At 61.4% G+C, this 12,012-nt stretch carries 14 protein-coding genes; 6 read left to right on the forward strand and 8 right to left on the reverse strand.

All coding sequences use genetic code 11. The annotated features are described in order from the left end of the window. Positions 1 to 46: 46 nt before the first annotated feature. Positions 47 to 421 (reverse strand): VOC family protein, encoded by a 375-nt coding sequence (locus AB8B33_RS13545; protein WP_439015778.1) that lies wholly within the window; start codon positions 419 to 421, stop codon positions 47 to 49. A 4-nt stretch (positions 422 to 425) separates the two neighbouring features. Further along, positions 426 to 1,139, reverse strand: a complete 714-nt coding sequence (locus AB8B33_RS13550; protein ID WP_439015779.1) for an SDR family oxidoreductase — start codon at positions 1,137 to 1,139, stop codon at positions 426 to 428. An 85-nt stretch (positions 1,140 to 1,224) separates the two neighbouring features. On the opposite strand from AB8B33_RS13550, the gene AB8B33_RS13555 reads away from it, so the two are divergent. The 3 genes from AB8B33_RS13555 (at position 1,225) to AB8B33_RS13565 (ending at position 4,923) form a co-directional block, all read left to right on the forward strand. Continuing rightward, positions 1,225 to 2,166 (forward strand): LysR family transcriptional regulator, encoded by a 942-nt coding sequence (locus tag AB8B33_RS13555; RefSeq protein WP_439015780.1) that lies wholly within the window; start codon positions 1,225 to 1,227, stop codon positions 2,164 to 2,166. Positions 2,167 to 2,356: 190 nt separating this feature from the next. Further along, the gene (locus AB8B33_RS13560; protein ID WP_439015781.1) at positions 2,357 to 3,844 is read left to right on the forward strand and encodes a L,D-transpeptidase family protein; all 1,488 of its coding nucleotides are present in this window, start codon (positions 2,357 to 2,359) and stop codon (positions 3,842 to 3,844) included. A gap of 110 nt (positions 3,845 to 3,954) precedes the next feature. Beyond that, positions 3,955 to 4,923 carry a DMT family transporter gene (locus AB8B33_RS13565; RefSeq protein ID WP_439015782.1) on the forward strand — a complete coding sequence of 323 codons (969 nt, stop codon included), beginning with the start codon at positions 3,955 to 3,957 and terminating at the stop codon, positions 4,921 to 4,923. An 89-nt stretch (positions 4,924 to 5,012) separates the two neighbouring features. Here AB8B33_RS13565 and AB8B33_RS13570 read toward each other — a convergent pair whose 3' ends face one another. Continuing rightward, positions 5,013 to 5,339 (reverse strand): hypothetical protein, encoded by a 327-nt coding sequence (locus AB8B33_RS13570; protein ID WP_439015783.1) that lies wholly within the window; start codon positions 5,337 to 5,339, stop codon positions 5,013 to 5,015. 334 nt (positions 5,340 to 5,673) lie between these two features. After that, positions 5,674 to 6,282 carry a TetR/AcrR family transcriptional regulator gene (locus tag AB8B33_RS13575; RefSeq protein ID WP_439017250.1) on the reverse strand — a complete coding sequence of 203 codons (609 nt, stop codon included), beginning with the start codon at positions 6,280 to 6,282 and terminating at the stop codon, positions 5,674 to 5,676. Positions 6,283 to 6,434: 152 nt separating this feature from the next. Here AB8B33_RS13575 and AB8B33_RS13580 point away from each other — a divergent pair, with 152 nt between their 5' ends. Then, entirely contained in the window at positions 6,435 to 7,466 is a 1,032-nt protein-coding gene (locus AB8B33_RS13580) for an aldo/keto reductase (RefSeq protein ID WP_113323930.1), read from the forward strand. 82 nt (positions 7,467 to 7,548) lie between these two features. Here AB8B33_RS13580 and AB8B33_RS13585 read toward each other — a convergent pair whose 3' ends face one another. After that, the gene (locus tag AB8B33_RS13585) at positions 7,549 to 8,289 is read right to left on the reverse strand and encodes a gamma-glutamylcyclotransferase (RefSeq protein WP_439015784.1); all 741 of its coding nucleotides are present in this window, start codon (positions 8,287 to 8,289) and stop codon (positions 7,549 to 7,551) included. Positions 8,290 to 8,496: 207 nt separating this feature from the next. Between AB8B33_RS13585 and AB8B33_RS13590 the strand changes: the two genes are divergently transcribed. Together AB8B33_RS13590 and AB8B33_RS13595 are read left to right on the forward strand one after the other, a co-directional pair. After that, a complete protein-coding gene (locus tag AB8B33_RS13590; RefSeq protein ID WP_439015785.1) occupies positions 8,497 to 9,243 on the forward strand; it encodes a phosphotransferase family protein in 747 nt (248 codons plus the stop codon). A 202-nt stretch (positions 9,244 to 9,445) separates the two neighbouring features. Beyond that, positions 9,446 to 9,712, forward strand: a complete 267-nt coding sequence (locus AB8B33_RS13595; protein ID WP_439015786.1) for a hypothetical protein — start codon at positions 9,446 to 9,448, stop codon at positions 9,710 to 9,712. 33 nt (positions 9,713 to 9,745) lie between these two features. Here the strand turns inward: AB8B33_RS13595 and AB8B33_RS13600 are convergent, their stop codons facing one another. The 3 genes from AB8B33_RS13600 to znuC are packed head-to-tail and all read right to left on the reverse strand — an operon-like array spanning position 9,746 to position 11,920. Beyond that, positions 9,746 to 10,144, reverse strand: coding sequence for a Fur family transcriptional regulator (locus AB8B33_RS13600; protein WP_007814087.1), 399 nt, complete (start codon positions 10,142 to 10,144; stop codon positions 9,746 to 9,748). After that, positions 10,141 to 10,956 carry a zinc ABC transporter permease subunit ZnuB gene (znuB, locus tag AB8B33_RS13605; RefSeq protein ID WP_113320639.1) on the reverse strand — a complete coding sequence of 272 codons (816 nt, stop codon included), beginning with the start codon at positions 10,954 to 10,956 and terminating at the stop codon, positions 10,141 to 10,143. Before znuB ends, AB8B33_RS13600 begins: the two co-directional genes overlap by 4 nt. Continuing rightward, a complete protein-coding gene (gene znuC, locus AB8B33_RS13610) occupies positions 10,949 to 11,920 on the reverse strand; it encodes a zinc ABC transporter ATP-binding protein ZnuC (protein WP_439015787.1) in 972 nt (323 codons plus the stop codon). Before znuC ends, znuB begins: the two co-directional genes overlap by 8 nt. Positions 11,921 to 12,012: the final 92 nt, after the last annotated feature.

Consider the following 12,012-nt stretch of genomic DNA (forward strand, 5'->3'; position numbering starts at 1 on the left):
CAGTCATTCGCGCGCGACGCATTGTCCTCGATGGGCCCTGAGTTGTTCAATCAGACATCCCACCTTCGCGAAAAACGAGTTCCAGCAGAATGGCGCCAGGTGTGCGCACGAAGAGGCGCCGTTCGCCGAGTTCGGCGAGATCCATGGTGGAATAGGGAATTTCGTTCCTGTCGAGCTTCTGCCGGAAGGCCTCATAACCTTCGAGGCGGAAGCCGATATGGTCGATTGTCTCTGCGTCCCGGCCGACAGCCCTGCCGCCGCCGGGAATGAGGTGAACGATCGGCCCATCACCACTGTAGAGCCAGTAGCCGGCAAAGCCGAAATCCGGACGGTAGCCGACCGTCAGCCCCAGCAGATCCTGCAGGAACTGCCTTGTCCCTTCCAGATCCGCCGTGCGTAACGTCACATGGTCGAGCTGCATGGCATCACCCGATCGCCCCGCCGCCATCGACACGTACCGTCGATCCTGTGGCAAAAGGCGTCACCATCAGGAAGAGCACGGCATTGGCAATATCGGAGGCCTGCCCGACCGTCTTTGCCGGCAGGCTGCCAGCGACGCGCTCGAACATCGCATTGCGGTTGCCCTCATCCATCTTCGACCAGAGCGGCGTGTCGATCATTCCGGGCGAAACCGCATTGACCCTAACCGGTGACAATTCCAGCGCCAGACCACGCGCCAGCGATTCCAACGCCGCATTGATCGCCCCCTGCAGCACCGACGAAGCAGACGGGCGCTCGCTGAGGAAGCCGGAAATGAAGGTCAGCGTGCCACGCTCGGCAAGGCGGGCAGCGCGTGCAACGCGATAGGCGCCCCAGAACTTGCTGTCCATGGCGCGCGCCGCATCATCGAGCGGAAGCTTGCGCACCGGCCCGCTTGCCGTCTGAGCCGCGGAAATGACGATATGATCCCAAGTGGCGTGAGCGGCAAAGAATGCCTCGACGCTGGCATTGTCGCCCGTATCCAGAACTGCCGTCTCGACCTTCTCGCTAATCGACCGGGCTGCTTCAGCAAGCTTGTCGGCAGAGCGCGAGGCAATCGTCACCTCCGCTCCCGCAGCGGCAACCTGTTGCGCAACGGCAAGGCCGATGCCGGAGCTTCCGCCGACGACGAGAACGCGTTGTTTGGCCAGGGATATCATCTGCTCTCTCCAGTTTGCGGCGATGCCGCCGTGGTTTCGATGAGGAGAAGCTAGCGCGACAACGCTCTTGCCGGAATAGGTGTTGTTGTCGACTATCTCTTGCGATATCAGCAAGAGTATGAGCGACAATTTCCTCGACATGCTCGTCTTCGTGCGTGTGGTTCAGGCCGGCAGTCTCTCGGGCGCGGCCCGCGAGCTGAACTTCTCGCTGACCGTCGTCAGCCGCAAGCTGTCTCGACTGGAAGAGAGGCTGGGCGTCCGTCTCGTCAACAGAACGACGCGCTCCCTATCTCTTACCGAAGAAGGCGCGCGCTTCTACGAACGCAGCACAAAAATCCTCACCGAGATCGACGATGCCGAAACCGAGGCGACGAGCGGTAGGGATACGGCAAGTGGCCTTTTGAAAGTAACCGCCACCTATGCCTTCGGCCGCCGCTGGCTCGCGCCGATCCTGCATGAATTCCAGCAGGCCCATCCCGATCTCACCGTCCATCTCGATACCGAGGATGGCCTGGTGAACATCGTCGAGGCCGGCTACGATCTCGCGGTTCGTTTCGGCGCACTGTCCGATTCCAGCCTGATCGCCCGGCAGATCGCCCCCAACCGTCGTGTCATCTGCGCTTCCCCTGCCTATCTCGATCGCCGCGGCCGCCCCGAGACGATCGACGATCTGCTCGCCCACGACGTCATCGCCTTCGGAGACCCGCCCAACACGCACTGGACCTTTGCGGATGGGCGCAGCGCCAATGTCACAGCCAAGCTCACGACCAACAATGGCGAACTCGCCCATCGCTGGGCGCTTCTCGGTGCCGGGCTTGTGCTGAAGTCGATCTGGGATATCAAGGACGATATCGACAGCGGCGCGCTGGAGGTTGTTCTGCCGGGCGCAAAGCTGGCCGCAGCCCCGATCCACGTCGTCTTCCCTCACAGCCGGTTGGCCGCAGCCAAAGTCCGCCTCTGCATCGATTTCCTGTCGCAGCGGCTGCGCAAGGCATCGCCGGCAGAAGTGTCCACGGATCACGGCTGATCTGTCGAAAAAGTGATTTCGTTCCAACCACTTCTGCCTTAAGTGGGCTTGCCACACACAGGGAATGCCCATCTTCTGCCCGATTGTTGGCGCTTTAGTCAGCCAATGCCCCCACACAGACTGCCCGCACGCGCTGGCCCCAAGACTGCGCGGCGAGACAGTGTTTCAATCAGGTTTCAAGGACGCCAGAATGCCGCTGAAAACATCTTCCCGCTGGATTGCACCGCTCGCCGGTCTGCTGGCGCTCTCGGGAAGTGCAATTGCCGTGCGCGCCGAGCCGCTGCCGGCGCCGCCCGTCACGCAGGCCAGCCCGAAGCCCAACTATACGGTTCCGGCCCGCCGCCCCGCGCATATCGTCCGGCAGGATACGGGCGCGTCGCTGTCGGCGCTTTTTGATTCAGTCAGCGGCAATCAGGCCAAGGTGCTGAATGAAATGGGCGGCCTGACGGTTTCGATGAACAACGACATCGCCGATGCGGTCGAGGCCTATTACGCCCAGCCGAAGGCAAAGCTCATCTGGGTCGACGGCAAGGGACCGACCCCCAAAGCCGCACAGGCCCTGAGCCTTCTGAAACAGGCCGATGACTGGGGATTGAATGCCGGCGATTATGCTGTCGCCCCTCCTCAAGGAGGCGACCGCGCGAAAGCGCTGGCCGAGTTCGAAGCCTCCCTCTCAGCCAAGATGCTGATGTTCCTTCAGGACAATTTCCGGGGCCGCATCGATCCTAACAAGCTGTCGAACTACTATGACTTCAAGCGCAAGCCCGTCGATCTGAAGGGCACGATCGCCCAGCTCTCGGCCACGCCTGATCTGATGGTGGTCTTCGACCGCCTGCTGCCGAGCAATCCGAAATTCGCCCAACTCGCGGCCGAACTGCACTACCTGCGCACATCAGGCCAGGGCGGCGACAGCGCCGTCAACATCAACAAGGTTATCGTGGCCATGGAGGAAATGCGCTGGCTGCCGCAGGAATTCCCCGAGCGCTACGTCTTCATCAACCAGCCGGCCTACATGGCCTACTATTATGAAAACAGCACGCTGACACTGTCGATGAAAGCGGTGATCGGCCAGCAGGACCACCAGACGAATTTCTTCGACGCCTCGATCAAGACGGTGGAATTCAACCCTGACTGGGGCGTGCCGCAATCGATCATCCGCAACGAGATGCTGCCGCACCTGAAGCGCGATCCTGCCTACCTGGACAAGGAAGGCTACGTGGTTTCGGTCAAGGGCAAGACGATGCCGTCCGCCAAGGTCGACTGGTCGCAGCCGCTCGAAAATATCGGCGTCGTCCAGCCGCCGGGTGCTGACAATGCGCTCGGCCAGCTGAAGATCCTCTTCCCGAATTCGCACGACATCTACATGCACGACACTCCCGCCCGCGGTAAATTCGCCTCGCAGGACCGTATGTTCAGCCATGGCTGCGTGCGTCTGGAAAACCCGAAGGCGATGGCCGCCGCTGTCCTGAAGACCTCGGTCGAGTTCGTCGATCAGCAGATCGCCGACGGTGCAAAGAAGGACATGCCGGTGCCGGAACAGGTTCCGGTCTACGTCTCCTATTTCACCGCATGGCCGACAGACGATGGCGTCATCCACTATTTCGACGACATCTACGGCCGTGATGCGGAGACCTTGACGGCGATTTCGGCAACGACTGTGAGCCGCGCTCAATCGTAAAGAGAGAGAGAGAATCAAGGCCTGAGCCGACGGCCTTGCTGCGCAAGCAGACGGCGAAACCACACCGCCCTCACCTGTGCAGCGCCCGTCAATTGTGGCATAACATGCCGATGGCGATACATGTCTTGGCAGTCCATCGTGATACTGTCGGGACGGAACAGGCCGCAGGCGGTTCGCTTGCAGGAGCCTATTCCGTAGGTGTCCTTTGCTGGCTCTTGTCAGCCGGCGTCTACATCGCAGCCAAATGGGTCTCCGCCGAAATGCCGCCCTGGGCGCTCTGCTTCTGGCGCGTGCTCATCGCCTTCGCGATCCTGCTGCCGATCGTGCGCCACCATTTCGGCGACATGCTTGCGCTGATACGGGCGCGCGGCCTGGAACTGCTTTTCATCGGCGGTATGGGCCTTGCCATCTGTCAGGGCCTGATCTTCGTCGGCCTCGAACATGCCGACGCCACCACCGCCGGCATCATCATCGCGTTGATCCCGATCATCACCATGATCCTCGCCCGCCTGATGCTGTCAGAGCCAATGGGAAGCTGGCAGGTGGCCGGCTCGATCCTCGCCTTCCTCGGCATCGTCGTCATCATCGTCAAGGGCAGCCCGGACGCTCTGCTGCGCCTCGATCTCAATCCCGGCGAACTCTGGATCGTCGCCGGCGCCTTCTGCTTCAGCCTCTATACGGTGCTGCTGCGCAAGGCGAAATTCGATCTGAACCGGCTAGCGCTGCTCGTCCTGCTGCTAGGCTTCGCCGCGCTGACGGCGCTGCCCTTCTATCTCTACGAACTTGCCTCCGACGAACGCTCCACACTGAACGTCAGCGGCCTCATCGCGTTCGCCTATATCGCGATCCCCGGCGGCGCGGTCATGTATTACCTCTTCAATCGCAGCATCGAGGCGCTCGGTGCCGCCCGCGCCGGCGTCCTCCTCTACATCCAGACGATCTTCATCGCCGTGCTCGCCTATTTCATCCTCGGCGAGAAATTGCAGCGCTACCACCTCGAAGGTGCGGCCCTCATCATCGCCGGGTTGCTGCTCATCATCCTGCTGAAACCGAAGGCGGCCCCGGCCAACCAGAAGTGACGCACGGAAGGTACGTCATGCGCTCGCCGGCCTCGGATAGTGCTCAGACAGTGTCGCAGGCGACGAGATTAAAATCTGAGGGCCGACGCTCACTGATAGGTATCCCGCCTGTAAAAATGGCTATAGAGATGCTTCCGTATCGCATCGGAAACTTCAATATCTGCCCCATCGTTTTCATCATAAATCAAAGCGATAAAGTGATTGGGGCTTACCCCCGCGAAGCCGGTTGATACATCCCACCCATCGATGATCGCAGATCTCGGGCTCGTTCCGGTGGCTTGATTTGCTGCAACGAGAGCTTCAAGCCGTGGTTTATTGATGACGACGTACCAAAACCAGGGATCGAAAATCGGCAAGGCGATCACCGTCGCAAGGCAACCAAAAGCAAGTGCAGTGGCAATCACGTTGCTCGCCATGAGGCGAATATGTCGTCGGAACAAAAGCAACAATCGCGCTCACAATCCAAATGAAAACCATGAAATATGTGGGCAGAAACAGCAGTAGAGAACCCGGGAAGTCGAGCAGACCCCGCAATTCGCCAGCGAGACCGCCTCCGCCTAATGGCCAAAAATCGAAGATCCGAATGTAGACAGCGCATGCCGTGCCAAGCAGGCAAGCGGCTACCATCCGGCGAACACGCCATGCGTCCCGTGGCAAACTTGATGTAGTCGAAACATTGTCTGTCATCATCGAAATATCCGATGGAACCGACACGCGGCGTGACAATCCTTTTAGCCACGCTGCACGATCTCACCTCTTCACCCCCGCCCCATAACGTAGCCCATCCACCAGCAGCGCAATCATCCGCCGCGTCGCCGCCGGATCATCCCCCTGCCCGAGATTGGAAAGCTGCGCGCCGGCGCGGATGAGTTCGCTTGCCTCCACATCGCCGCGTGCCGCCCCCACCGCAACAGCCCTATCCAGCAGGCCCTGCAGAGCCGGGATCATGTGTTGGTCGAAATAGATCGGCAACGCCTCATAGGCTGGATTGCCGGAATGGAGTGCAGCGGCAAGGCCGCGCTTGGCCATTATGAAATCCGCAAAGCGCTGCATCCAGCGCGACAGCGCCTCTCCCGGCTCATATTCGGCGGCAAGGGTGGCGGCAGATCCGGCGCAGGCATCCACCTCGTTGCGCACCACCGCCTTGATGAGATCCGAGCGCTGGGGAAAATGGCGATAGACCGTGCCGACGCCGACGCCCGCTTTTTCCGCGATCTCGCGCACCGGCGCATCCACGCCCGAGGTGGCAAACACATCCAATGCGGCTTTCAGCAGCAGATCGAGGTTGCGCCGCGCATCCGCCCGTACCGGCCTTTCATGGCCGCCATCAGCCTCACGCGCCTCACCCGGGCTGTCCATCCCGTCAGTCACATCAACACCTCTTGCAAAGCGGAACATTGTTCCGTATAAACGGAACCGCGTTCCGGATGCGCTGTTATAACCTGTTCAACAGGACTTTGCCAGATTCCAATCATGCCCGCGAGGGCATGGCCAGATTAAAGGAAACGAAGATGCAATACCGTCCCCTAGGCCGCACCGGCATCAAGGTCAGCCCCTATTGCCTTGGCGCCATGATGTTCGGCGCCATCGGCAATGCCGATCATGACGACTCCATCCGCATCATCCACAAGGCACTCGATACCGGCATCAACTTCATCGACACCGCAGATATGTACAGCCGCGGTGAATCCGAGGAAATCGTCGGCAAGGCGCTGAAGGGTCGCCGCGACACGATCGTGCTCGCCACAAAATGCTTCATCCCGATGGGAGAGGATCCAAACCAGCAGGGCAGCTCGCGCCGCTGGATCTACCGCGCCGTGGAAGATTCGCTCCGCCGCCTGCAGACCGATTACATCGATCTCTTCCAGATGCACCGCCCGGCGCCCGATACCGATATCGAGGAAACACTCTCGGCCCTCACGGACCTGATGCGCGCAGGCAAGATCCGCGCCATCGGCTCCTCCACCTTCCCCGCCTCCGATATCATCGAGGCGCAATGGGTCGCAGAAAAGCGCGGCCTCGCCCGCTTCCGCACCGAGCAACCGCCCTACTCCATCCTCCATCGCGGCATCGAGCGCGAAGTCCTGCCGACCCTGGAACGCTACGGCATGGGTGCCCTTGTCTGGAGCCCGCTCGCCATGGGCATGTTGACCGGTCGCTACCGCCGGGGTGCGGCCCAGCCTGACAGCACCCGCGTTGCCTATTTCCCCAAGCAGATGTCGAACGAAAACAGCCTCGATGCCGTCGAGCAGCTCATTCCCTTGGCAGAGTCGGCAGGCATCAAGCTCACCCACATGGCGCTCGCCTTCGTCACCACCCATCCGGGTGTCACCTCGGCGATCCTCGGCCCCCGCACCATGGAACAGCTGGATGATCTCCTGGCCGGCGCCGAAGTGCGCCTGACCGACGAAATCCTCGACGCGATCGACGCCATTGTCCCTCCGGGCACCGAAACCGGTCCGCTCGAAGCCAACTACCAGACCCCGGCCATCAAGACCGCCGGCCTGCGCCGCCGCCCGCTTTCCGAGCGCTCCGCCGCCTGACAAGCCTGCGAAGGCTCCGCTATTCCAGCGGGGCCTTCAGCACATCGGCAATGTGGTCGAGGCCGGGTTAGGTCGCGGCTGATCAAACGTCCGCGGCGGGCAATTGCTGCAGCCTGCGTTGCGCTTCTTCCACCTCGACGGCGAGTTCTTCCAGAAGCTCGTCCCACATATCAAGCGCCCGCAGCCCGTCACGCGTGCGGAACAAATAGTCGGCCGAGCTGCCGATGCTGCCTGCGGCCGTCGCAAGCCGCTGAACGGTCGCTTCCCTGGAAAGGCCGCCGGCATAGGTGTTTGCCTGCGGGTTCATGGTGAAAGCGATGCCGCTTCCAAAACGGGCGCCCTCTTCATCAAGCAGATCGACCCAGCGCGGAATATAGGCCTCGGCCACCATCTCCCGTCGCCACAAAATCTCCAGTTCGTGCACGACATCGTCTTCTTCCAAACGTAAAGCCACGCCGTCGCAGGCGCCGCCCGCATCCAGCCCGAGCACGAGGCCCGGATTGTCGGGCGAGCCGCGCCCGGAGACGGTTGCAAGGCAGAAGGACCGGCGCCAGCCCTCGATGCGGGCTTTCCGGCTTTCGACGCTCAGAATGATCGGATTCCAGATCAGCGAGCCATAGGCGAAAATCCAGACATCGCCCTCCGGCCGATCGGCAAGCATCGATGCGAGCGACGCTCGCCGCTCCTCGTCGCTCAAAAGCCGGAGCGTCGGCGCCTCCCCGGCAATCAGGTCAGCGAAAGTGCCGCTCAGCAGCAGTTCGCGCGACAGGATTTCCTCGCCGCAGCAGGCGATCGCATCTGAGCTTTTCTTGTTGATGGTCATGACACTCCAATTCCCGGCCATGGACATCAGCAATGGCCCCCGCTTTGCCGCCATCATCCACGCCTTGGGCGCGGGATAAAGCCCGCCGGCGCAGACACAGTGTCTCCACAACCGGAACAATCAGAGCCATCTTCACCCTCCCTCTTCCCACCACAAAGATCAGCACCACATCGCTCTGGATGACACTCCGGGAAATGGGAGCCCGACATGAGCGAAATCGGCCGTCTGCTCGGCGCCGGCAAGGAAGCGGAAGTCTATGAACATGGCACTCTGGCGCTGAAGCTCTACAGGCCTGGCCGCCCGAAGGCCCCGGCCTTCCGCGAGGCCGCCAATCTGGCCGTCGCCGAGCGGCTCTCGCTGCCCGCACCGAGGGTCCACGTCGTCGGCGATTATCACGGCCGCTGGGGCCTCTTGATGGATCGCGCGCCGGGCTTAAGCCTTGCCGATGAGATGATGCCGGAACCGCCGCTCTCAGCCATCAAGGAGATGGCAACGCTCCACCAACGCCTGCACAACGAACCCGGCGCCGGCCTTCCCTCGCTGAAATCAAGGCTGTCGGCCAATATCGAAAGCGCCGAACTTCTGACACCGGACCTGTGCGACCGACTGCTTCTTCTGACTGCCGCCCTGCCTGACGGCGACCGCGTGTGCCACGGCGACTTCCATCCCTGGAATATCCTGGGCTCCGGCGACGACGCCATGATCGTCGACTGGCTGGACGCCTGCAGCGGCAACCCGGCCGCCGATGTCTGCCGCACCTATCTACTGATGCGCCGCGTGCTCCCGGAAATCGCCGAAGCCTATGTCGTCATCTATGCAAAGGCGGCTGAGTTATCTCCGGACGAGATCTTCACCTGGCTGCCAGTCATCGCCGCCGCCCGTCTTGCAGAGGGTGTGCCCGAAGAGAATGAAGACTTGCTGCATCTCGCAGCACTCGCCCCCGTAGGGGCATAGGCAGGTCCCTTTCAAAGAAGGCCCAGCGCATTGCGAGGCCCTGCCCGCCTGAGAACATCAGGCTTAAGAGGGCTGCTGATTTCGATGGCCGTCTCAAATGCTTCGTTTTCCGTTGCGAATAACTCGCAATTATGTTTTGCTAATGCAAGTGATTAGCAATCGCAATTTCAAGCAGATTTTGGAAAGATCGTTGGGGGCGGTCGTGGCTGAGACCAAGGGAATCGACGATATGACGCGGGAAGAGATAGAGCAGTTGCTGCAGAAGCTCAGCGATATGCTCCACGCCTCGCCGATCACCCACGGGGAAGGTAACAGCCTGTCGCAGGCAATGGAAAACCTTGCCGATCTTCTGCAGAATTACGATGCCATTTCCGGCGATGCCGATGAGATGGCAAACCGGATCGCTGAAGCGATAAAGATGGTCGGACAGGCCGATTTTATCCGTCCCGACGAAACGACAATCCACTAAGCATGGGCCCTATGCCCAGCTGCCGCTGCTGCTTCACGCAGCACAAGCCTCGCAAGTACCGCGGATCTCGATCGTCGTCTTCGCCGGCTTGAATTTCTGGCTGCGTACCCAGCCCATCAGCCGGTGATCCACCTCATGATCGTGGAATTCGATCACCTGGCCGCAGCTTTCGCAGATTGCGAAGGCGACGATGCCGTGGCTGTGGCAATCCTCGCCGGGATGGGCGCAGGCAACGAAGGAGTTGATGCTTTCGAGCCGATGCACGACGCCATATTCGAGCAGCTTTTCCAGCGCCCGGTAGACCTGAAGCGGCGCACGAAAACCCTGGTCGCGCAGCTTGTCGAGGATCGTATAGGCGCTGAGGGGCCCCTCGGCCTTTTCGAGCACATCGAAGACGAGTGACTGATTGCGGGTGAGCTGAGGTGCGTTCATGAGCCTTGTCCTTGCAGGTCCCTGCGCCCGCGCCAGGCGGGAAGCAGGCTCAGAATGAAGAGAATGAGGGCCGCCACCACGATCGACGGGCCGGACGGCGTGTCGTAGGTCAGCGAGCCGAAGAGCCCGCCGACGACGGCGACCGCGCCGATCAGCGAAGCGAGAATGGCCATCAGTTCCGGCGTCGAGGAGAAGCGTCGCGCCGTTGCCGCCGGAATGATCAAGAGCGAAGTGATCAGCATGATGCCGACGATCTTCATGGCAATGGCGATGACGACGGCCATTAGCAGCATGAAGAACAGCCGCGCCCGCTCGGGCTGCAAGCCCTCGGCTTCCGCCAGTTCCGGATTGACGGTGGCTGCGAGCAGTGGCCGCCAGAGCCAGGCGATTGCCGCCAGCACGAAGATGCCGCCACCCCAGATTAGCGCGATATCAACAGTCGAAACCGCCAGAATATCGCCAAACAGGAAGGCGATGAGATCGATGCGCACCCAGCTCATGAAGGCGACCATGACGAGGCCGATGGCAAGGGTGGCATGCGAGAGGATGCCGAGCAGCGCATCGGCTGACAGTGCCTGGCGCTTCTGCAGGAAGAGCAGCAGGATCGAGACGACGGCGGCAACGACGAAGACGGCAAGCGTCAGGTTGAAATCGAAGAGCAGCGAGAGCGCCACGCCGAGCAGCGCCGAATGGGCGATCGTATCCCCGAAATAGGCCATGCGCCGCCAGATGATGAAGCAGCCGAGCGGCCCCGTCGTCAGCGCCAGGCCGACACCGGCGAGAATGGCGCGCACGAAGAAATCGTCAAGCATGACGGTTCTCCCCGTTGTTGGCCCCGCTCTGCGAATGGGCATGAGCCTCCGCATGGGCATGATCCCCGTCAGCGTGCGCATGGGCATGAGCGTCCGCGTGATCGTGCGAATGCGCATGATCGTGCCCGTGGTCATGGTGATGCCCATCTTCGGGATGGCAATGATCCGTCACCGAGCCGTCTTCATGCAGCACGCGTCCGTCAGGCAGATGCGTATGGTCGTGATGATGGCTGTAGACGGCAAGCGTCGGCGCTGCCCGGCTGCCGAAGAGACGCACATATTCCGGGCTCTGGCTCACCGCCTGCGGCGTGCCGCGGCAGCAGACATGGCCATTCAGGCAGATGACGGTATCCGTCTCCGCCATGACGACATGGAGATCATGCGAGATCAGCAGGATGCCGCAACCGGTCGTATTGCGGATCGACTTGATGAGCTCGTAAAGGGCGATCTCGCCGGCGAAATCCACCCCCTGCACCGGCTCGTCGAGCACCAGAAGATCGGGCTTGCGGGCAATGGCGCGCGCCATCAGCGCCCGCTGGAATTCGCCGCCGGAGAGATGCTGCACCTGCGCATCCAGCATATGCGCCATGCCAGCGGCTTCGAGCGCGGCCATGATATCGGCCTCGAGCAATGGCCCGGTCAGCGTCATCAGCCGGCGCACGGAAAGCGGCAACGTCCAGTCCACCGCAAGCTTCTGCGGCACATAGCCGACCTTGAGGCCGGCAATGCGGGCCACCCTGCCTTCGTCCGGCTTCAGCACGCCGATCGCAGCCTTGGCGCTCGTCGATTTGCCGGAGCCGTTCGGGCCGATCAGCGTGACGATTTCGCCGCGCGAAACGGAGAAATCCACACCACGCACCAGCCACCGGCCGCTGCGGCGAATGCCGACATTCTCAAGCGAAACCAGCGGTTCGGCCCGGATACCGGCGGCGCTGCCAGCGGGGTTATTTGCGGGAGAGAGCATCAAATTTTCCGAAAGTGCTGTTGCGTCCTGCTATTGCACACGTTATAGCATAACGCAATTGATGTAATAACATAACAATTGCAATTCAAGCG

It is taken from the genome of Rhizobium sp. 768_B6_N1_8 (genome assembly GCF_051811225.1).
Classification (GTDB): Bacteria; Pseudomonadota; Alphaproteobacteria; order Rhizobiales; family Rhizobiaceae; genus Rhizobium.